This is a genomic window from Corynebacterium sp. BD556 (genome assembly GCF_038452275.1).
GTDB lineage: Bacteria > Actinomycetota > Actinomycetes > Mycobacteriales > Mycobacteriaceae > Corynebacterium > Corynebacterium mayonis.
On record NZ_CP141643.1, the window covers coordinates 1,494,487 to 1,514,822 of the forward strand.

General features: G+C 61.6%; 18 protein-coding genes. 5 read left to right on the forward strand and 13 right to left on the reverse strand.

From position 1 onward, the window contains the following. Positions 1–4: 4 nt before the first annotated feature. The 5 genes from folE to dacB form a co-directional block, all read right to left on the reverse strand. Complete coding sequence (gene folE, locus VLL26_RS07090; protein WP_342318420.1) at positions 5–583, reverse strand: GTP cyclohydrolase I FolE; 579 nt, start codon at positions 581–583, stop codon at positions 5–7. Further along, on the reverse strand, positions 580–2,961 hold the full coding sequence (ftsH, locus tag VLL26_RS07095; RefSeq protein ID WP_342318421.1) for an ATP-dependent zinc metalloprotease FtsH: 2,382 nt from the start codon (positions 2,959–2,961) through the stop codon (positions 580–582). Before ftsH ends, folE begins: the two co-directional genes overlap by 4 nt. 46 nt (positions 2,962–3,007) lie before the next feature. Continuing rightward, positions 3,008–3,646: a hypoxanthine phosphoribosyltransferase gene (hpt, locus tag VLL26_RS07100; RefSeq protein WP_342320175.1), complete on the reverse strand. Its 639-nt coding sequence runs from the start codon at positions 3,644–3,646 to the stop codon at positions 3,008–3,010. 140 nt (positions 3,647–3,786) lie between these two features. Beyond that, the gene (tilS, locus tag VLL26_RS07105; protein WP_342318422.1) at positions 3,787–4,680 is read right to left on the reverse strand and encodes a tRNA lysidine(34) synthetase TilS; all 894 of its coding nucleotides are present in this window, start codon (positions 4,678–4,680) and stop codon (positions 3,787–3,789) included. Then, positions 4,681–5,931 (reverse strand): D-alanyl-D-alanine carboxypeptidase/D-alanyl-D-alanine endopeptidase, encoded by a 1,251-nt coding sequence (gene dacB / locus VLL26_RS07110; RefSeq protein WP_342318423.1) that lies wholly within the window; start codon positions 5,929–5,931, stop codon positions 4,681–4,683. A gap of 68 nt (positions 5,932–5,999) precedes the next feature. On the opposite strand from dacB, the gene VLL26_RS07115 reads away from it, so the two are divergent. Next, positions 6,000–6,485 carry an inorganic diphosphatase gene (locus VLL26_RS07115; RefSeq protein WP_342318424.1) on the forward strand — a complete coding sequence of 162 codons (486 nt, stop codon included), beginning with the start codon at positions 6,000–6,002 and terminating at the stop codon, positions 6,483–6,485. A gap of 215 nt (positions 6,486–6,700) precedes the next feature. Here the strand turns inward: VLL26_RS07115 and VLL26_RS07120 are convergent, their stop codons facing one another. From VLL26_RS07120 to VLL26_RS07130, 3 genes are all read right to left on the reverse strand, one after another. After that, positions 6,701–7,891, reverse strand: coding sequence for a hypothetical protein (locus tag VLL26_RS07120; RefSeq protein WP_342318425.1), 1,191 nt, complete (start codon positions 7,889–7,891; stop codon positions 6,701–6,703). A gap of 121 nt (positions 7,892–8,012) precedes the next feature. Further along, complete coding sequence (locus tag VLL26_RS07125) at positions 8,013–8,729, reverse strand: hypothetical protein (RefSeq protein ID WP_342318426.1); 717 nt, start codon at positions 8,727–8,729, stop codon at positions 8,013–8,015. Positions 8,730–8,863: 134 nt separating this feature from the next. Then, positions 8,864–9,676, reverse strand: a complete 813-nt coding sequence (locus VLL26_RS07130) for a hypothetical protein (protein ID WP_342318427.1) — start codon at positions 9,674–9,676, stop codon at positions 8,864–8,866. Between the two features lie 113 nt (positions 9,677–9,789). Here VLL26_RS07130 and VLL26_RS07135 point away from each other — a divergent pair, with 113 nt between their 5' ends. The 3 genes from VLL26_RS07135 (at position 9,790) to VLL26_RS07145 (ending at position 14,474) form a co-directional block, all read left to right on the forward strand. Continuing rightward, a complete protein-coding gene (locus tag VLL26_RS07135) occupies positions 9,790–10,089 on the forward strand; it encodes a rhodanese-like domain-containing protein (RefSeq protein WP_342318428.1) in 300 nt (99 codons plus the stop codon). 77 nt (positions 10,090–10,166) lie between these two features. After that, positions 10,167–10,607: a MarR family winged helix-turn-helix transcriptional regulator gene (locus VLL26_RS07140; RefSeq protein WP_342318429.1), complete on the forward strand. Its 441-nt coding sequence runs from the start codon at positions 10,167–10,169 to the stop codon at positions 10,605–10,607. 69 nt (positions 10,608–10,676) lie between these two features. Then, complete coding sequence (locus VLL26_RS07145; protein WP_342318430.1) at positions 10,677–14,474, forward strand: Pls/PosA family non-ribosomal peptide synthetase; 3,798 nt, start codon at positions 10,677–10,679, stop codon at positions 14,472–14,474. A gap of 117 nt (positions 14,475–14,591) precedes the next feature. On the opposite strand, the gene VLL26_RS07150 is transcribed toward VLL26_RS07145, so the two are convergent. The 4 genes from VLL26_RS07150 to VLL26_RS07165 form a co-directional block, all read right to left on the reverse strand. After that, a complete protein-coding gene (locus VLL26_RS07150) occupies positions 14,592–15,314 on the reverse strand; it encodes an enoyl-CoA hydratase-related protein (RefSeq protein WP_342318431.1) in 723 nt (240 codons plus the stop codon). Then, entirely contained in the window at positions 15,315–16,214 is a 900-nt protein-coding gene (gene ppk2, locus VLL26_RS07155) for a polyphosphate kinase 2 (RefSeq protein ID WP_342318432.1), read from the reverse strand. A 401-nt stretch (positions 16,215–16,615) separates the two neighbouring features. Continuing rightward, positions 16,616–16,819, reverse strand: a complete 204-nt coding sequence (locus tag VLL26_RS07160) for a hypothetical protein (protein WP_342318433.1) — start codon at positions 16,817–16,819, stop codon at positions 16,616–16,618. A 35-nt stretch (positions 16,820–16,854) separates the two neighbouring features. Further along, positions 16,855–17,043: a PorH family porin gene (locus VLL26_RS07165; protein ID WP_342318434.1), complete on the reverse strand. Its 189-nt coding sequence runs from the start codon at positions 17,041–17,043 to the stop codon at positions 16,855–16,857. Between the two features lie 505 nt (positions 17,044–17,548). On the opposite strand from VLL26_RS07165, the gene VLL26_RS07170 reads away from it, so the two are divergent. After that, on the forward strand, positions 17,549–18,595 hold the full coding sequence (locus VLL26_RS07170) for an alpha/beta hydrolase family protein (protein ID WP_342318435.1): 1,047 nt from the start codon (positions 17,549–17,551) through the stop codon (positions 18,593–18,595). 82 nt (positions 18,596–18,677) lie between these two features. Here VLL26_RS07170 and groL read toward each other — a convergent pair whose 3' ends face one another. Further along, the gene (groL, locus tag VLL26_RS07175) at positions 18,678–20,318 is read right to left on the reverse strand and encodes a chaperonin GroEL (protein WP_342318436.1); all 1,641 of its coding nucleotides are present in this window, start codon (positions 20,316–20,318) and stop codon (positions 18,678–18,680) included. Positions 20,319–20,336: the final 18 nt, after the last annotated feature.

Here is a 20,336-nt window from a genome sequence, read left to right on the forward strand (position 1 = left end):
CGCATCAGTTCCGGATCAGGCTCATCACTTCGGCACGAGAAGCAGCGTTCGTCTTAAACCCGCCGCGCACCGCCGAAGTCGTGGTCACGGCCCCCGGTTTCCGGATGCCGCGCATGGCCATGCAGAGGTGCTCGCACTCAATGACCACAATCACGGCTTGGGCGCCGAGCTTATTAACGAGCGCGTCAGCGACCTGGCTGGTCAACCGCTCTTGCACCTGGGGGCGTTTGGCGTAAAGGTCCGCTAGACGCGCCAGCTTGGACAACCCGGTGACCTTGCCTTCCGCGCCGGGAATGTAGCCGATGTGGGCCTTGCCGTAGAAAGGCACCAAATGGTGTTCGCACGTGGAATAGATCGGGATGTCGCGCACCAGCACGAGTTCGCTGTGGTCTTCCGCGAAGCTTTTATCCAACACCTCGGTCGGGTCTTGGTGCAGCCCAGCAAAGATTTCCTCGTAGGCGCGTGCCACCCGCGCAGGCGTTTCAGTTAAGCCTTCGCGGTCTGGGTCCTCGCCGACCGCGATGAGCAGTTCCCGCACTGCGGCTTCGGCGCGCTCCCGGTCGAAGCTAGGCGTGTGCGTCATTGCTCCTCGCTGTCTGGCTTTGCGACGTCCGCCGCGTCGACCTGCGGAATCTCCGATGTGGGGTAGTCCGAAGGGCCCTCCTTGCGGCTGGGCTGCTCGTTTTCCGGCAGCCGGAAACCGATCAGCTCCTCGTCGGGCGTGGGTTTATCCGCCGTTGGGGTGGTGTTTTTCTCCGGCTGTGCGTAGTTGCGCATGCCTGGATGCTCCTCTTTGCGCGTCAGCGGTTCGAGGGTGCGGGTTTGGCCTTCGCTGCCCCGATAGGTCCAGTCGGCTGGGGGTTTCGGCCCTCCGTAGCGCGACTTTTCCTCCTCGGGGCGGCTGTGCTTGCCGGAGCGCCACCTGGTTGCCTCAGTTGTTTCTCCGTTCTTTTCCGCGGTTTCTCGGTCAGCCATGCGCTGCTTGCGGGCGGCACGCGACATTTCCAGCAGCGAGACACGCTTGGGCGGTTCTTCCCCGCGCGCCTGCGCCAGCTCCACGGGGGTCATCACTGGTGTGCGGTCAGCCTGGGCTGGGAAGCGGGTGTCCAGATCGGGCAGGCCAGCGGGCTGCGGTTCGATACCGTCGAAGATGTCCTCCAAATCTGGCCGACGCAGCGTCTCTTTTTCCAGCAGTTTCTCCGCCAGAAGATCCAGGTAGTCACGGTGCTCAGCGAGAATGGTGTAGGCCCGCTCGTGGGCGGCGTCAACAAGCTCATGCACCTCCCGGTCGATCGTTTCGGCAACCGCCGGCGAATAGTCGAGGGAGCCTCCCCCGCCGCGGCCGGAGAAGGGGTCGCCGTTTTCAGTGCCGTACTTCACGGTGCCCAACACGCTCGACATGCCGTACTCAGTGACCATGGCGCGGGCGATCTTCGTGGCCTGCTCAATGTCGGCGCTAGCGCCCGTGGTGGCTTCACCAAAGACCAGTTCCTCAGCGGCGCGGCCACCCATAGCGAAGACGAGACGGGCGAAAAGCTCGTCGCGGTTGTACATACCCTTGTCGTCTTCCTGCGCTGTCATGGCGTGGCCGCCGGTGCGGCCGCGGGCGAGGATGGTGACTTTGTAGACCCGCTCGATGTCTTTGAGCGCCCACGCCGACAAAGTGTGGCCACCTTCGTGGTACGCGGTGACCTTCTTTTCCTTCTCGGAGATGATCTTCGAGCTGCGCCGCGGCCCGCCGATGACACGATCAGTCGCCTCCTCAAGCGCATCGGCTGTAATGACGTTGCCGCCGATGCGCGCGGTAAGCAGCGCAGCCTCGTTGAGCACGTTCGCCAAATCAGCGCCGGACATGCCGGCGGTGCGCTTCGCCAACGCATCGAGGTCGGCGTCCGAGCCCAAGGGTTTGCCCTTGGCGTGCACTTTCAGGATTTGCTGGCGGCCCTTCAGGTCCGGGTTAGTCACCGGGATCTGGCGGTCGAATCGGCCCGGGCGCAGCAGCGCCGGGTCGAGGATGTCTGGCCGGTTAGTAGCCGCAATGAGGATGACCCCTTCACGGTCGCCGAAGCCGTCCATCTCCACAAGGAGCTGATTGAGGGTTTGTTCGCGCTCGTCGTGTCCGCCGCCCATGCCGGAGCCTCGCTGGCGGCCCACAGCGTCGATCTCGTCGACGAAGATGATGCAGGGTGAGTTCTCGCGCGCCTGCTTGAATAAGTCGCGTACGCGGGAGGCGCCGACGCCGACGAACATTTCCACGAAGTCCGAGCCGGAGATGGTGTAAAACGCCACTCCTGCCTCCCCGGCGACAGCGCGGGCGATCAGCGTTTTACCGGTGCCGGGCGGCCCGTAGAGCAACACGCCGCGCGGGATCTTCGCGCCGAGTTCCTCGTAGATCGCCGGGTCCTGCAGGAAGTCAACGACCTCTTGCAGTTCGTCGACGGCCTCATCGGCGCCCGCCACATCCGCGAAGGTGTTGGTCGGGTTGTCCTTGGTCAGTTGCTTGGCTTTGGAGCCGCCGATGCCGAACATGCCGCCGCCGGCCTGCATGCGGTACATGAAGAAAAACAGCAGGCCGAAAACCAGCAGCATCGGCAGCATGAAGCCCAACATGGACAGCAGGAAGTTCTCCTGGGTCACGTTGGTTTTGTATGTGTCTGCACCCGATTGTTGCACCGCCGAAAAGATGTCGGGGGTGGTGCGGGCTGGGTACTCGGCCATGACCGCTTCGACGCCCTCGCGTTGCTTGACTGTGATTGGCTCGCGCAGGTCTATGCGAACGCGCTGTTCACGGTCATCGATTTGGACGGTCTCGGCGTTGCCTTCGTTGAGCTGCTCGATGGCGACGGAGGTGTCTACCTTCTGGTAGGCGCGGGTGTCATCCCCAATGAGGGTAAAGAGGTAGAGAACGATGAGGACGATGGCGCCGATGAGGCCCCACCGCATTACTTTTTTGTTGTCCATACAATCCTGGTGTGAGAAGTGCTGACGTGAAAGTGGCGGATCCCTGCTAGATTTCGGTGGGTTCCGGTCCGGGTTCGGGAGTCGGCTCCGGTTCCTTGTCCTCGCCACCGTAGACGCGCGGGTGAAGCGTGCCGACGTAGGGCAGATCGCGGTAGCGTTCGGCGTAGTCGAGGCCGTAGCCGATGACGAACTCATGAGGAATGTTAAACCCGACGTCCATCAAATCGACGTTAGCGGTTTGCACCTCCGGCTTGCGCAACAAGGTGATGACATTGAGGGAGCGCGGCTGACGCCCCCGCAGGTTTTTCATCAGCCAGGACAAGGTAAGGCCTGAGTCGATGATGTCTTCGACGATGAGTACATCGCGGTCTTGGATGTCTTTGTCTAAGTCTTTGAGGATGCGCACCACACCGGAGCTGGTGGTGGAGCTGCCGTAGGAGGACACGGCCATAAACTCAAGCTGGCACGGGATGGATAGCTTGCGTGCGAAGTCGGTGAGGAAAAACACCGCGCCCTTAAGCACGCACACGAGGATCAGATCGCGCTCCGAGTCCTTGTATTTTTCAGAAACCATGTCCGCTAACTCTTGGATGCGAGCCTGCAACTGATCTTCCGAGATCAAGATCGCCTCGATGTCGTCGCCGTAACGGTTGGTGGGGACATCGAAGTCTTTGGTGCTGTGCATTGCTTGGGTTTGGTCGGTCATCGGTGCCCTTTCATTGGAAGCCCGCATCTTGTCAAAGCCCGCTCATTGCGCGTAACTCCCTTATCTTGCCACTTTCTCCGCGCGGGGAACAACCACCAGCGATTTTGCGCGCTGCCCCGTCATTTTCTGCGGACGATAGCTAGCTCGCCGTCTCTGCGGATTACCTGCACCCCGTTGGCAAGGTCCACGCCTGTCTGTCCGCGCCAGGCGATGATGAGCCGGTCAATGGATTCGAGTTGGGCGCGGTTGGCGGTGGCGCCGTGCTCAAGCAGCCAGGCGTGTACGCGGGTGCGTCGCACCACTTCTGGCAGGTTTGCCAGTTGCGCGCAGTGCACGGTTTTCTCCGCCGCGGCGTAAGCATCGACGATTTCTTGTGCGCGCGCGATGCGCTCGGCGGTGTGCGCGAGCGCGGGCACACAGTCGCCGCCGACAAGTTCGCTCAGCAGGGGAATCGCTTGTCGACGCACCCCCACCCGCCGATACGCTTCATCTTCGTTCATCGGGTCGTCCCACCACTGCATCCCAATTTCCCGGCATGCCCCCTCGGTGTCGGCGCGCCGCACGTTGAGAAATGGGCGCATCAGGCGACCGCTGCGGGGCAACATTGCGGCGGGGTTGCCGCGCAGCGCTCCAAGCAGCAGTGTTTCTGCTTGGTCGTCGGCGGTGTGCGCCACCCACACGTCGTGGCCGAAGGAGTGCAGTGCGCGGTAGCGGGCTGTGCGGGCGGCGGCTTCAACATTGCCGGAACCAACCTCGACGGTAACAATGTCTGCCTCCACCCCGAGGCTGCGGGCCTGCTGCGCGGCCCGCTTGGCCACCTCTGCGGAGCCGGGCTGTAGTTGGTGGTCAACCACGACGGCGGAGACGTCTTTGCGCTCCGCTGCCGCCGCGGCGACGAGGGCGAGGGAGTCCGCTCCCCCGGACAGCCCGATGACGGCGGGGCCGTCGAAGGGGCGCACGGCGCGTCGACAGGCGAGAAAATGCGGGCTGCGGCGCGGCCAGAAAGGTTCCACTTAAAACTCCCGCAGCGCTGAGGCCAGCTCGTCCATCGCCCTTCGCGCAGAGAGGATGTCGCTGCCGTTAGACATCAAGGCGAAGGTGTAGACGTTGCCGGATTCGCTGGTCACCGTACCTACCAGGGCGGAGGTGCCGTCGAGAGTGCCGGTTTTGGCGCGCACCCAACCGCGCCCAGACAAGTCCTCGTAGCGTTCGGCCAACGTGCCTTCCGCGAAGGCTACAGGCAGCGTGGCAATGAGGGGGCGCAGGTCGCGGTGCCGGGCGGCGTCGACAAGCAGTTGGTCTAAAAGCCGCGGCGGGATGAGGTTCAACGTGGACAGGCCGGAGGAATCCGTGAGCGTGACGTTACTCAGGTCATATCCGTGCTCGGCAAGCACATCCAAGGTGGCCTGCGGGCTGGTTGTCCCGCGGTGTTGAGCCACTTCACGGCCGATGGCTTCGGCCATGACATTGTCGGAGTTTTTCATCATGGTGTGAAGCCTCGTGGTCAGATCCTCCGACTCGGTGGTGGCCAGCACCTCGGCATCTGCCGAAGCAGGGGCATAACCGACGGTGTCGGCGCCGAGGCGGTCAGCCAGTGCCTGCGCCACGTCGAGGGCCGGGGTGTGGGAACGGGGCACATCGCCCTCGTCGGCGCCGATGCGTCCACCGCCCAACATCACCGGCTCCAGCGGGGCGATGTATCCGCCGTCAATGTCTTGCGGGTCCCAGCCCGGCAACATGGTTTCGCCCGGCCAGACGGACGTGTCCACGTAAACTGCGCTCGCCTGGCCGATCTGGGCGGCAAGTTTTTCAATGGTCTCGTGGGAAAACCACACATCTCCTGCTGCCTTAATCACCACTTCGCCGGGGTTTGTACCTGCGACGACCTCGGTGGTGATGGTGTCCGTAGCGCCGAGGGCAAGAAGTGCCGCGGCAGCGGTGAGCACCTTCGTCGAGGACGCGGGTCGCAGCGGCTCGGCAGACATCCGGTCGTAGATAACTTCGCCGGTATCAGCCGATGAGATGCGGGCGTGGAAGGTACCCAGATCGGGGTTGTCGGCGAAAGCGGCGATGGCGGCGTCGCGGGCGGCGGCGTCGACAGGCGCGGGGCTGGCAGGTTCAACCACGGTGTCCGGGGCGTTCATTTCGTAGGCAGGCTCGTGGTGGAGGGCCGCGCGTTGCTGTTGGGCAACCACGCCGACACCGGCAACCCCGGTTGTTGCGGCGAGTACGAGAGCACCCGCTAACCATGTCCATACTTTCATCGGGCTAAATCGTAGTCCACGTATGATAGGGGGCAATTATCTGTCCATGCACGACATAAGGAGCAAGTATGGCTATTGAGGTCACCATCGAGATCCCGAAGGGTTCCCGCAACAAGTACGAGGTCGACCACGAGTCCGGCAAGGTCTACCTTGACCGCTACCTGTTCACCCCGATGGCTTACCCGGCTGACTACGGCTTCATCGACCACTCGCTTGCCGACGACGGCGATCCCCTCGACGCCCTCGTCATCACTCCGGAGCCGGTCTTTCCGGGCGTTATCGTCCACGCGCGCCCAATCGGTGTGTTCAAAATGACCGACGAGGCCGGCGGCGACGACAAACTGCTGTGCGTCATCGACGATGTGCGCTACGAGCACTACCAGGACATTGACGATGTTGACCAGTTCACCAAAGACGAAATTGAGCACTTCTTCGTCCACTACAAGGACTTGGAGCCGAACAAGGAAGTCGCCGCCGCAGGCTGGGGCGACCGCACAGAGGCGGAACGCATCCTGCAGGAATCCCTGGACAACTACAAAAACACCGCGCACTAATTGAGGTTGTGACCTTCGCGTCGCCGCGGCAGGCGAGGTTTCCGTGGGCGATTTTGCGCCCGCGCGCACACTACCGGATGTGGCCCCTTAGCCCTTCTTTTAGCTAGTGAGCCTGCACCAACGCAAAAGTGCTCCCGGCGCAGTTGCCGGGAGCACTTTCACAAACGCTCTCGTTCGACAGCTTCAGCGCCGCCTCAAGCTGTGCTGTGTTGGTTTTAGATCAGTTGCTTGCGTCCATAGAAGAACACCGCTGTGCCCACCACGGAGGCAATCAGCAGGGCGATAAGCCCCTTGGCCAAAGAGTTGGAGCCAGTTTCGGCGGCCATGCCGCGAACTGCTTGGGCAGAAACTGCGGAGTTTAAGTTTAAGTCGCCCTGCCCGCTGGTTCGTTGCGCATTGGCTGAGCTACCATCGCCTTGGCCGAAGCCGAAGGAGAAGCCCTCGGAGGAACCGAGCTGCGCCTGGCGCTGGACCTCGCCACGGTTGGAGCTGAGCATCTGCTCGGAGGACATCATTTCTTGCTGGCTGGGGGTGGTATCAACGCGCGAGGAGTTCTCCACGTAAGTGCGTCCATCCTGGTTGAGGTACCAGCTAATTCCACCGATGACCAGCACCGCCGGAAGGGCAATAAGGGCGAGGCGTCCAGCTTCGGACGACCCCGCGTTGCCGGCGGCGGCACCATTGGAAAAGCCTTCGTTCAGCGCGCCGTTTCCGGAGGAGCCGAGTCCGCTGGAAAACTCTTTGATAATGACGTTGACGGGGAGGGATTTTTTAAGCTCGTTGGCAAAGTCGATGGTGAGCTTGACACCCTGATCACCGCTTTTAACGTCGGTGTTGACCCGTTCAAGGCTGTCGACGACGAAGTTGATGTCCTTGTTGTAGAACCATTTTGTGCCGTCGAGTTCACCGGCGAGCTCGCCTACGATAGCCTGCGGCAGCGTGCTGCTGGAAGAAAGGCCAACTACTTGGGCTGCGTTGTCGGCTAAGGAAGATCCGCTGGCGCTAGGCGCTGCGGCCTCGCTATCAGCCTCGGTGCGGGTGCGGTATCCAGCCTTGTCCGCAAAGACCTCAATGGTCATCCACTTGCCCGCATCGATGAGGGCGATGTCCTTTTCAAAGTCTTCTTTATTTTCCACGACATGCTTCGTGTCCTGGTGGTAGAACCATTGTGCGCCCTCGTAGGTTCCGGCGATGCCGCCGGCGATCCACTCCTTGAGGGGAGGTAAATCCTCCTGGCCTTGTGCGCCTGAGGTGACGGTGCTGTCAGTGGTTTCTTCGGAGGTGGATCCGCCGAAGGAGGCGCTGGAGCCGCCCTGGGCAGACTGCGCGTCGGCCGCCGGAGCGACGACGAACGTCAAAGCGCTGGTCAGTGCCAGCGCCGGGAGGGACTTCGTGAGGTTGTTCATAAGTAGCTCCATCAGGTGATGACAACTCCCAAAAACTCTAAAGTCTCAAGGGAGGGTTTAAGGTCGCAACCCAATTTATACTAAAACCTCTCAAATCACACGAGTCACACCAGCCACATACCTAACTACCCTTATCTGGGGGTACATCCCATCCCATATTCGCCGCAACCTGCTGCTCACTGACCACCTGATCAAATTGCCACCCCACCACGGCGTTTTTCACCGAGTCGGCCAAAGGATTCGCCGGCTGAATACAACTAATGGTCAACAACCTGCCCGGCGTGGCACCCGTGCCCCAGATCTGAGCAGACGCCGACAGCGCATCCTTCTGCGGCTCATGCACATCAGTGGCCCGATAGGCCAACCAGTCACTGGAGGAGACTTCAGTACGCACATATAAAACATCGCCGAGTGAGACGGTATGACGATTCGCCCGGGCGTCGTAAAGCGAATCGAAAACGGCAGGAACCCCCGCAGCCGCATGACCCGCAATAACCACCACGTCAGGCGCGTCACTGCCCGGCAGTGAGTACGGGCGATCCGGTGCGGTATAAGCGCATGCCTCACGCAGCCGCGCAGGATCAATGGCGCCATCGACCACCCGACAGTCACCTTTTTCAACAGGCGCGTCCATCCCAAGCGCAGGCACGGCAAGCTGCACGGGCCGTCCCGGCGCGATCTCTTTCGATTCGGGCGGCGCAATCGGGCGCGGGGCACTAAGCGTCGCAGCCGCACTTGGCGGCGCGGACCCATCGGAGCCAGCACCTTCGGTGCTTAAGTGTTGGCCAGGTTGCGCACACACAGCGACCACCGCCGCAAGTGCAGCCAGCAACACCACCAGCGCGCCCAGGCGCCGATAGAAGAAAACCCGCCGGTCCCGGCCCCGCACATCACGGCGCGTGGCGCGCGGCCGGGGCGGCCGGGGCGGCGGGGTCCGGGGTACGTAGCCCGGCCGAGGCCTACTGGTTGGCACTACGCCAGCCAGCGGCGCCCGTAAGCGTAGAAGGCGGCACCCAGCACGGAGGCAACAAGCAAGGCCGCCAAAGCGCGCGGCACCGTGTTATCGCCGGTCTGCGCGCTCATGCCGCGTTCCGAAGCGGCGGCAGCAACCGGGGCTTGCACCTGGGGCATGTCGTGGGCATCTCCGGCGGTTTTACTTACTCCGACTAGCCCGCCGCCTGCGGTATTTTCTTTGCCTCCAGCTTTGGCCTCGGCGAGTGCCTGGCGGCCCACCTCGGCACCGTTGTCGGACAGCAACCGGTTGGTGTTGTCCTTTTCTTCCTGCGTCGGCTCCTTGTCGATGCGATCAATGGAGTCGACGTAGGTTTCGCCGTCGGCGTTGAGGTAGTAGGTCTTGCCCTCAAGCGCGACCACGGACGGCAGGGCGACTAAGCCAGCGGCCACGGGGTGCGGGGAGTCTGGGTCGACATCATCGGCGGAGAAGGGCACTTCCATTGGCTTGCCCTCCTCAGTGACCTCGCGGGTGGGCCGCTCAGCGTCGCGCTCAGCTTCCTGCCCGGCCTCGACCAGGCCCGCTGCGGCAGCATCAGAGACTTTCACGGAACGCTCACGCAGATCGCTGGGCAGCTCCTCGAAGGCCTTGTCCACGAGGTCGCGCTCGGGCACGTAGTGGGTGCGGGCCGAGTTGAGGAAGTATGCCTCGCCGGTGGTAGCGGCCGTTTCCGCCGGAAGTTCCTCTTGGGCAAAAGCGGTGAATCCGGCTGGGGCGAGTGTGAGCGCGCCAGCGAGGCTCGCGGCCACAAAGGTGATGCGGGTGCGCTTCATGCGGTGTTCTCCTGTCGGTCGGGCTCCCGAAAGAGCCGAAAACTAAAGTCTCAATTGCAACTTTAACCTTTTTTATCACCTTTGCACAGCAACACGCGAGTAGGATTGGCCGCATGAAGCCAATTAAAACCACCGAAGTTCCCTCCGACGCCCAGCTCATCGACGTCCGCGAACCCGATGAGTTCAGCATTATCCACGCGAAAAACGCAGTCAACATTCCCCTCAGCGAGCTCACCACTCGCCACCAGGAAATCGACCAGCAGCGCGACATTTACCTAATCTGCCAGTCTGGCGGACGCTCCACACAAGCCTGCGAGTACTTAGAAAACGCGCTCGGCTGGGACCCCGAACGCATTATCAACGTCGAAGGCGGCACCGGCGCCTGGCTCGACGCGGGACTGCCCACCAGTTAAGCCGCGCCAACGGGGGGAGAATTAATTGGCCAGGCAAACCGTTTTACAGCACCAACCAACCGCGCTAGCGTGGAAACATGCCCAACACCCCCGACCTGCCCTCTGCGTTGACCAAGTCGCCCTCCTTTCAAATCGAGCGCGTTCGGCGCCATACGAAAGACGAGGTCGAGCGCACCCTTGCGGCGGCAAAAACCACCATGCGCGAGTTTTGGATCCTTACGTGCGTTGCGGAAAAGCCTTTTTCACAGACCCAGCTTTCGTCGCTTTTAGCGATCGACGCCTCCGACATGGTGCGCCTGATCGATTCGCTAGAAAACCACGGGTGGGTAACGCGCGACCGCGACCCGAAGGATCGACGTCGGCAGATTGTCACGCCCACAAAGAAGGGCACCAAGGCCCAGGCAGATTTGGCCATCAAGGTGGGCGAGGCGGAGGAGCGGGCCCTCGATGCCAGCTCGCAAAAGCAGCTCAAGAGCCTCAAGAAGCTGTCCAAGGCGGTTGTGCAGGACAGCGAGTAAGACGCCCGCAATTACTGGAGTTCCACCAACCTTTTTGCCTTCCCACTAATGAGGATTAATCTGTGAGCCATGAACCACAACGATAGGCTGCGGCGCAGCCACCTCGCTCCACCTCCGCGCACGCTTATCGACGTTCTCACCAAGACCGCCTCCCGCTACCCCGACGCCGCCGCCATCGACGACGGCGACATCATCACTTATTCGGAACTCATCGAACGAGTCAACGAGGTAGCAGACCAGCTCCACCGCGAGGGCATCCGCCGCGGCGACCGTATCGGCATCCGCATGACCTCCGGCAACCGCGAGCTCTACATCGCCATCTTGGGCACTCTCTGGGCCGGTTGCGCCTACGTGCCCGTCGACGCCGACGACCCGGACGAACGCGCCGAGATCGTCTTTGGCCAAGCCCGCATCGACGGCATCTTTACAGACGAAGGCTTCCGCCCCCTGACCACCGGCCGCGGCGGCGACACAAAGCAGCCCACGCTCGACGACGACTGCTGGATCATCTTCACCTCCGGCTCGACCGGCACCCCGAAAGGAGTAGCTGTCACCCACCGCAGCGCCGCCGCCTTCGTCGACGCAGAGGCCCGCCTATTTTGCCAAGACAACCCGTTAGGCCCCGACGACCGCGTTCTCGCCGGACTCTCCGTCGCCTTCGACGCCTCCTGCGAGGAGATGTGGCTCGCCTGGGCGCACGGCGGGTGCCTCGTGCCCGCGCCACGTTCGATCGTGCGCTCCGGCCAGGACTTAGGCCCCTGGCTGATCCGTCGCGACATTTCCGTCGTGTCCACCGTGCCCACCCTCGCCGGCCTCTGGCCCGCCGAAGCCCTGGATAATATACGCCTGCTCATTGTCGGCGGCGAAGCCTGCTCACAGGAACTCGTCGACCGCCTAGCTACCCCAGAGCGCGAAATGTGGAACACCTACGGCCCAACCGAGGCCACCGTCGTTGCCTCCGCGGCGCGGCTGCACCCCGGCGAACCTGTCACCATCGGCTGGGCTCTCGACGGCTGGGACCTGACAGTACTGGAAAATCAACCCGGTGAAGGCGGCGAGTTGGTCATCGGCGGCGTCGGTCTCGCCCGCTACCTCGACCCAGACAAGGACGCCGAAAAATACGCCTCCTTGGGTGACTGGGAACGCGCCTACCGCACGGGCGACAACGTGCGTGTCACCGACACAGGTCTGGCGTTTATCGGCCGCACCGATGACCAAGTCAAAATCGGCGGGCGGCGCATCGAACTCGGCGAAGTCGAGGCCAACGTGGCTGCCCTTGACGGGGTCTACAACTCTGCTGTGGCGGTGCAAACCACCGGCGGCGGCGACAAAGTTTTGGTTGGCTACGTCTCCCTCGACAACCCGGACGAACCCTGGGACGTTTCTGCCGCCCGCCAGCGACTTGCCGAAGTCATGCCAGCCGCCCTCGTGCCGCGACTGCACGTGATGGAGGAGCTGCCCATCCGCACCTCCGGCAAAGTAGACAAAAACGCATTGCCGTGGCCTTTGCCCGCCACCGCGGAAGTCGAGGGCACAACCCCCACCGAGGCGTGGCTGGCGGGAGTGTGGCTAGATATTTTGGGCATGCCGGTGGAGTCGCGCAACGCCGACTTCTTCGATCTCGGCGGTTCCTCGCTGGCAGCGGCCTCGCTCATAGCGAAGCTGCGCGAGCGCGTACCCACCATCGCAGTGCGCGACCTCTACGACCACCCGCGTTTAGAAATGCTCGCTGAGTTCATCGACTCGCTTGCCGCCACCACACCGGTAACTACCCGTGAGCGCGAGGTCACTGCCGTCGGTGCGGGCACCCGCGTAGCGCAAACACTTATTCAAATCCCCGTGTTAACCCTGCACGCCGCCACCTACCTCACGTGGTGGGCTATTTTGGCCAACGCCTTGGGTTTAGTCCAATTAAGGTGGTCGACGCTGGCTGCCCTTTTCGTCGTGCTGTGTACCCCGCTGGGACGGCTGCACATCGGCGCGCTCGGGGCGCGGCTCATCCGCGGCCGAATCGTTGCCGGGGACTACCCTCGCGGCGGCACCACCCACCTCAGGTTGTGGGCCGCCGAGCGCTGGGTTCACGCCTCGGGGGCAATGAACCTGTCCGGCTCGACATGGGTCGCATACTTCGCCCGCCTCCTCGGGGCCAAGGTGGGCCGCGATGTAGACCTTCACTCCCTGCCACCCACCACAGGCCTGCTCACCCTCGGCAGCGGCGCCGCCGTGGAGCCGGAGGTGGACATGTCCGGCTACTGGCTCGACGGCGACGTCTTGCACGTAGGAACCGTCACCATAGAAAAAGAAGCCCGCATCGGCGCCCGCTCTACCCTCATGCCCGGCACGGTCATCCACTCCTTCGCACACATTGAGGCCGGTTCGACCGTTACCGGCTTAAAGCCCGTGAAGAAGAACTCCCGGTGGGCAGGCTCACCGGCGCGCAAGGTGGGACGGTCAAAAAACCGCTTCCCTGATCAGCGGCCCCCGCGGCGGCGCCGGTGGGTGTGGGTCTACGGCCTGACCTCTGTGCTGATGTCCACCCTGCCGGTCGTGGCGGCGGCTGCAGGCGCGCTCAGTGTCCTTGGCCTCATCTCTTTCAGCGGCGCCACCCCAGCCTTGGCCGCAGTGTTGTTCGCCCCGGTCGGCGGTGTGGTCTACCTCGGTGTTTCCATGGCCCTGACGTGGTTGTTCGTTCGCGCGCTTTCACCCGGTGTACGCCCGGGCGTAGCCCCGGTGCGCTCCGCTAGGGGATGGAAGCTGTGGGCCATCACGCGCTTGCTTGACGATGCCCGCACACGTCTCTTTCCGATCTACGCTGGCGCGCTGACCCCGCTGTGGATGCGCTCTTTGGGTGCTACGGTCGGCCGGGACGTGGAGATTTCCACCGCCGTGATGGTGCCTAGCCTCACCACCGTCAAAGATGGAGCTTTTCTTGCCGACGACACACTGGTAGGCACCTACGAACTGGGCCACGGCTGGATGCGCACCGGGGAGACAACCGTGGGTAAACGCTCCTTCGTGGGCAACTCCGGAATTACGGTGCCAGGACGCAAGCTGGCGAAGAACTCCTTAGTGGCGGTGTTGTCCTCCACGCCGAAGAAGTCGAAGGCTGGCTCCAACTGGTGGGGTTCTCCCCCGGAGCGGATGCGCCGCGTCGAGGTGGAAACCGCAGGAGGGGAAGATCTCACCTATCGGCCGTCGGCAAGCGTTAAACGCAAGCGCGGTTTGATTGAGACGATGCGTTTGCTCGCGCCAATGGCCAATGCGATGATCACGGCCGTATTCCTGATCGGCGCGCACACCGCCTTAGTTGCATGGGGCTGGTGGGCGTTCGCGCTCGGCGGGCTGCTCTACATAGCCACCGCGGTTTTAGCGCTCGTGCTAACCGCCACCGCCAAATGGCTCTGTGTTGGCAAGCATGTGCCCGGCGAACACCCGCTCTATAGCTGGTTCGTGTGGCTCAACGAACTTCAGGACCAATTCGTCGAAATGGTGGCTGCGCCTTGGTTTTTCACCCACGCCTACGGCACCGGCGAGATGAACATTGCGCTGCGCTTACTCGGTGTGAAAGTGGGCAAAGGCGCCTGGATCGACTCCTACTGGTTCCCCGAAACTGATTTGTGTTTCGTCGGCGACGGCGCCACCGTCGGCCCGGGCACGGTCGTGCAAACACACCTGTTCCAAGACCGCGTGATGAGCCTGGACACCGTCACCATCGAAGCCGGCGCGACACTCGCCGCCCACTCGGTGGCACTGCCGGCCTCCGTCATCGGACGCGGCGCTACCGTCCTACCTGGTTCGCTGCTGATGCGCGGCGACGACGTCCCCGACAACACACTCTGGCAAGGCAACCCCATCGAACCTTTCTGAAGCAGGCACCAACAATTTTTCAGCGCGCAACCACCAACTAGCTCGCGGGTAGGCTGAAAGCACCGGCCGGAAAACCACCCTTTTTAAAATGGTGGCGCAGTGAGGTTGCCGTGAAACTTACAGGCCCCGGAAAGTCGGGGGGCGCTTTTCTGCGCGCGCCCGGGCGGCCTCGGAGACATCCTGGGATTCAAACGCTGCCATCATGGCGTTGCGTCGAGCGGGAGCGTCGAAAAGCTCACGTTCAAACTGGGTCTTCATGCTGCGCATAGTCAGCGGCGCCTTGGCAGCGAGGGAGCTGGCCAAAGAAAGAGCCTCATCGAGATGCGCGGCGGAAAGACCGTAACCCGCCTCAATCATCGTCTCAGCTTCCGACGCAGCACCTGTATAAAGAAGCTGGCGGGCGCGCGAACCCCCAACCAAATCAGACAAAGTTGACACTGTCCATTCGTCGACGCCGATCGCCATGTCCACGAGCGGAATACGAAACAGGGCCGCGGGAGCAATGGTGCGCAGGTCACAGGCCATGCTGAGCATCATTCCCGCCCCGATTGCGGGGCCGTTAATATGGGCGATCACCGGCGCCGGGTAGCGCCTTAAAGCGTCCGTGAGCTTGAAAAACTCAGCAAAGAAATTGCCCGCAATTTTGTCCTCCCCCAGGTCTGCACCTGCGGAGAAGGAAGACCCCGCGCCGGTAAGCACTACGGCACGAACCTGCGAGGGCAGCGCCTCTAGCGCGTCGACAAGTGCGCGCGCCACCTCCACACTGATCGCGTTGCGCTTGTTATGACGATTTATTGTTACAAGCGCAACATCGCCGCGAAGCTCAGAAATAACGAGCACTTAGTCGCCGATCTGATCTCGGCCACGCTTGACTATCAGCGGGTCAGGTTCACCGACAACGTCATGGTCCTTATTGGTGTACTCGAACTTGCTCAAAATGTAGCGCATCGCGTTGATGCGGGCGCGCTTCTTGTCATTCGATTTGATGGTGATCCACGGGGACTCATCGGTATCCGTGTACCTGAACTGTTCTTCCTTAGCGCGCGTGTAATCGTCCCACTTATCCAGCGAGGCTAAATCCATCGGCGAAAGTTTCCACTGGCGCACCGGGTCGACCTGGCGAATAGCGAAGCGGGTGCGCTGTTCTTTCTGCGTCACCGAGAACCAAAACTTCGTCAGCGAAATCCCAGACCCGAGGATCATATTCTCCAGCATGGGAACTTCGCGCAGAAACTCAGCGTGTTGGGACTCAGTGCAAAAACCCATAACACGTTCAACACCAGAACGGTTGTACCAGGAGCGGTCGAAGAACACGATCTCACCAGCAGAGGGGAAGTGCTGAATGTAGCGCTGGAAGTACCAGGACGTGGACTCGCGTGGGGAGGGTTTCTCGAGGGCAATAGTGCGGGCACCGCGGGGGTTGAGGTGCTCATTGAAACGCTTAATTGTGCCCCCTTTGCCGGCGGCGTCGCGGCCCTCGAAGATAATCATGTGCCGCTGGCCAGTATCTTTCGTCCAATTTTGCCACTTCAACAACTCGATTTGCAGCGCGCGCTTGATCTTCTCATAATCTTCGCGGCTCATGCGTTCGTCGTAGGGGTAGTTCTCCCGCCACGTCTCGATCGGAGTGCCGTCGGCCTTGAGAAGAACCGGATCATCCTCGTCCGAATCGTCCACCCAATACCCTTCCACCTGGGCGAGGTCGATCATCGGCATCTCGTCATCTTTGTGCTCAGACATACCTATCATTCTAACCGGCGAGGCGGTGTTGCGCCCTGCGAACCAACGGGCTGTTACACAGGCCCTTCTTTGGGCAACCTTACTGCACAGCACGCTTCAAAAGCGCAGATCGAAACAGGTGGGCCATAGGATGAGCCAGTACAAAACTCGATGGTCAACACCTGAGACGCAGAGGGTAGGGCGACATGGCCGAAGCCAGGTAACTGGTCGAATCCTGAGCGTGGTCGCGCCTTGTTCTATCACCCGGTTCTATCACCCGGTTCTATCACCCGGTCTAGCGCCATTTTGCGCTATCTTGCGCCACAGCACCCCAAAAATAAAAAATCGACCTCCCAGCAAGCGGGGGTCGATTGAGGTGCTCCGCACAAAGCAAGGCTTAGCGGGCTTCGGCCCGCGAAACCTTAGATGTACTTGTTGATCACGGAGAGGATGTCGCTGAGGTTGCGAGCCAGCGTTGCAATGGCCTTAACAAAGTTAAGAAGCTGGCCGGTGATGGTGTCACCGGAGGACAGGTCAACCCAGCCCTTTGCAACACTATCGAAGGAAGCGGGGGTGGTGGTCGGAGTAGCGGTAGCGGTAGCGGTGCTGTTGGTAGACAGATCCATTATTTGAGCCTTTCGAAGGGGGAAGGTGGAAGAACTTACTTGCCGGCAGCGGAGGAGGAACCGCCGCCGAAGATATTGGTGGTGTTCTCAACGGTCTTGTTGTCGGCTGCGGTCCAGCCGGCGATGGTCTGCACAGCCTTGGCAATGTTCTGCATGAAGTCGACGAAGGCGCCGGCGAACTTGCCGAAGTCACCGAGCTGGGTCGCGATGGTAGCAAAATCCATGTGTTTCCCCTTTAGAGAGATTAGGTGCCAGAGAATGTCTGGCTTTCTTGACAGCTTCTGACACCCACTGCGGAGCGTCACGGGAGACATCTTGCCACACCGAACGGTTCCGTCAACCGTCCGCGCGATATTTCTTCAAAACCAACCGTGCTGAGATTGTTGCTTCGATGAAAGCAAGAACGGTTCACGAGATTTTTATCATCGCCCTCAACTGCGCTTATTCAACTGTTTGCATTAATTGCAGGTAAACACCGCACGAGCGGTGTAACACCCCTCAAACACGCCGCGATTGTCTCGCTCTCCCCCTCCATATCCCACCATTTTCCCATTGCCCCAATTTGGGGGTGACGCACTGGTGTATCTTTCCCGCCCACGATCCTCTCCCACGACCAATCTCCACAAAAGCAACCAGTGCACGCATGCGCAAAGCACACCGACCCTCACACTAGAGTGGACGCAAACAACCCCCCAAGGGCCCCAACCCGATGGGCCACCAAGGAGACGCATGACTACGCAGAGTGAATGGACTGAAGTTGCCAACGAGGAAGTCCCCGCCGCCCCAACGGGGGCAAAAACCTACCGCGTGCGCTACACGGCTAGCGGGGCGCGCGGCCCCGTCACAATGAGCGGGCTCGTCACGCTACCCGCCGAGCAGCGCGCCGATCGCCCGATCCTAAGCTGGGCCCACGGCACCACGGGACTGTCCACCAACAGTGCCCCCTCCTTACACACCAAAGGCGATTCTCTCGAGCACTACATCATCCCGTGGACGCAATACCTGCAGAGCTGGGTGGATGAAGGATACATTGTCACCCAACCTGACTACGAGGGCTTAGGCGTCGAGGAAGTCCGCGCCACCTACATGCACAAGGCTTCTCTTGCCGCGTCGATCAATCAGCTCGTCGTAGCTACCCGCGACTACCTCGACGCCGGGGAGACGTGGATCAATGTCGGGTTCAGCCAGGGCGGCTACGCGGCTTTAGCTGCCGCGGATAACCCAGCGCCTGGAATGCTCGCCACGGTAGCTCTCGCCCCGGGCGATACCGAGCTGGTTAACAAAAACTTGCGCCGCATGGGGGTTCGCCCCGTGGATGTGGCACGCATGCTCAAAGGCACGTCCGTGCGCTTTTTCCCCATGGTTATCGCTGGCGCCCTCAACGCCTTCGAGGGAGTCGACGGCGACGAGTTTTTAAGCGAGCAAGGCCACGCGCTAGTCGGCAAAGCAGAACAGCTCACCCTCCGCGAGATGCGCGACGCAGTGGCCGACACCTCAGGAGGGGAGCTTTTCATCTCCAAAGCCAACACGAAACCAATGCAGGACATGCTAGACCAGCAGCGCCTTGAGCTGATGGCTCCGCAAGGGCCGATCTTTATTCTTGCCGGGGACAAAGACACCACAATCAACCGTGAGTCTTTAAAGGCCGTGATTAAGGCCTGGGAAGGCAAAAACATCAACGTGGACTACCAGGAGGTTGCGGACATCACCCACTCCAACACCGTGCTAGAGACAAGCGCCGTCCAGCGCGAGTGGCTGCGCCAACACCTGAGTTAGACCCACAGAAGAAAAAGTAAGGGCGCGCATCCAGTTGCAACCGGGTGCGCGCTCCCTTTTTCTATAGCGGCGTTTTTGCGCCTTACATCATGCCCATGGCGTCCGGGTCCATGCCCGCGGCACCGGCACCTGCAGGCTCCGGCTTGTCAGCCACGACAGCCTCGGTGGTGAGGAACAGCGCAGCAATGGACGCAGCGTTTTGCAGTGCAGAACGGGTCACCTTCGCCGGGTCGTTGATACCTGCCGCCATCATGTCGACATACTCGCCGGTCGCGGCATTAAGTCCCTGACCGTCCGGGAGGTTCGCCACCTTGTCGGCGACAACGCCCGGTTCCAGGCCAGCGTTGAAGGCAATCTGCTTCAGCGGAGCCGAAAGCGCCTCGCGCACGATCTTCACACCGGTCGCCTCATCGCCCGTCAGGCCAAGATCGCCCTCAAGCTCCTTGGCGGCCTGCAGCAAAGCAACGCCACCGCCAGCGACGATACCCTCCTCCACAGCAGCCTTGGCGTTGCGCACAGCATCTTCGATGCGCAGCTTCTGCTCCTTGAGCTCAACCTCGGTGGCCGCACCAACTTTGATCACTGCCACACCGCCGGCTAGCTTGGCCAGGCGTTCCTGCAGTTTCTCGCGATCGTAGTCGGAGTCGGAGTTCTCGATCTCAGCACGAATCTGCTTGACTCGGCCGTCGATTTGCGCCTGGTCGCCGGCACCTTGAACGATAGTCGTCTCGTCCTTGGTCACCACAACCTTGCGGGCCTGGCCGAGCAGCTCAACACCAGCGGTTTCAAGGGACAAGCCAACCTCCTCGGAGATGACCTGGCCGCCGGTGAGGATCGCTAGATCCTGCAGCATTGCTTTGCGACGATCACCGAAGCCCGGCGCCTTGACAGCTACCGACTTGAAGGTGCCGCGGATCTTGTTCACAACGAGGGTGGACAGGGCCTCGCCCTCGACGTCCTCAGCGATGATCAGCAGCGGCTTGCCGGACTGCATGACCTGCTCGAGGACCGGAACGAGCTCTTTGACGTTGGAGATCTTGGAGGAAACCAGGAGGATGTACGGATCTTCCAGCACTGCCTCGCCGCGTTCCATGTCGGTGGCGAAGTAGGCAGAGATGAACCCCTTGTCAAAGCGCATACCTTCGGTGACCTCAAGGTCAACGCCGAAGGTGTTGGACTCCTCCACGGTGATGACGGATTCCTTGTTTACGGCACCGTTGCCCACCGCGTACATTGCCTCGGCGATCTTCTTGCCAATCTCCGGGTCGGAGGCGGAAATGCCAGCGGTCGATGCGATCTGCTCCTGGGTTTCGACCTCTTTGGCGGTCTTGAGCAGGTTTTCGGAGACTTTCTCGGTCGCGGCCTGGATGCCGCGCTTGATGCCCATGGGGTTAGAACCGGCTGCCACGTTGCGCAGGCCCTCACGAACCAGTGCCTGGGCCAAGACGGTGGCGGTGGTGGTGCCGTCACCGGCGACATCGTCAGTCTTTTTGGCCACTTCCTTGACCAGCTCGGCGCCGATCTTCTCGTAGGGATCTTCAAGGTCGATCTCTTTGGCGATGGTCACGCCGTCATTGGTGATGGTGGGCGCGCCCCAGGACTTCTCCAAAACGACGTTGCGACCCTTCGGGCCGAGGGTGACCTTCACTGCGTCGGCGAGGGTGTTCAGGCCGTTTTCAAGGCTACGGCGTGCTTCCTCGTCGAATGCGATCATCTTTGCCATGTGAGTTTGTTGCTCCTC

Excerpts from the sequence above, each read along its gene's own strand:
- VLL26_RS07115 (WP_342318424.1), top strand. The coding sequence starts at position 6,000 with ATGGCTATTGAGGTCACCATCGAGATCCCGAAGGGTTCCCGCAACAAG.
- folE (WP_342318420.1), bottom strand. The coding sequence starts at position 583 with ATGACGCACACGCCTAGCTTCGACCGGGAGCGCGCCGAAGCCGCAGTG.
- VLL26_RS07140 (WP_342318429.1), top strand. The coding sequence starts at position 10,167 with ATGCCCAACACCCCCGACCTGCCCTCTGCGTTGACCAAGTCGCCCTCC.
- VLL26_RS07130 (WP_342318427.1), bottom strand. The coding sequence starts at position 9,676 with ATGAAGCGCACCCGCATCACCTTTGTGGCCGCGAGCCTCGCTGGCGCG.
- dacB (WP_342318423.1), bottom strand. The coding sequence starts at position 5,931 with ATGAAAGTATGGACATGGTTAGCGGGTGCTCTCGTACTCGCCGCAACA.
- ppk2 (WP_342318432.1), bottom strand. The coding sequence starts at position 16,214 with ATGTCTGAGCACAAAGATGACGAGATGCCGATGATCGACCTCGCCCAG.
- VLL26_RS07120 (WP_342318425.1), bottom strand. The coding sequence starts at position 7,891 with ATGAACAACCTCACGAAGTCCCTCCCGGCGCTGGCACTGACCAGCGCT.
- VLL26_RS07160 (WP_342318433.1), bottom strand. The coding sequence starts at position 16,819 with ATGGATCTGTCTACCAACAGCACCGCTACCGCTACCGCTACTCCGACC.
- groL (WP_342318436.1), bottom strand. The coding sequence starts at position 20,318 with ATGGCAAAGATGATCGCATTCGACGAGGAAGCACGCCGTAGCCTTGAA.
- VLL26_RS07170 (WP_342318435.1), top strand. The coding sequence starts at position 17,549 with ATGACTACGCAGAGTGAATGGACTGAAGTTGCCAACGAGGAAGTCCCC.
- VLL26_RS07135 (WP_342318428.1), top strand. The coding sequence starts at position 9,790 with ATGAAGCCAATTAAAACCACCGAAGTTCCCTCCGACGCCCAGCTCATC.
- hpt (WP_342320175.1), bottom strand. The coding sequence starts at position 3,646 with ATGCACAGCACCAAAGACTTCGATGTCCCCACCAACCGTTACGGCGAC.
- VLL26_RS07165 (WP_342318434.1), bottom strand. The coding sequence starts at position 17,043 with ATGGATTTTGCTACCATCGCGACCCAGCTCGGTGACTTCGGCAAGTTC.
- VLL26_RS07145 (WP_342318430.1), top strand. The coding sequence starts at position 10,677 with ATGAACCACAACGATAGGCTGCGGCGCAGCCACCTCGCTCCACCTCCG.
- ftsH (WP_342318421.1), bottom strand. The coding sequence starts at position 2,961 with ATGGACAACAAAAAAGTAATGCGGTGGGGCCTCATCGGCGCCATCGTC.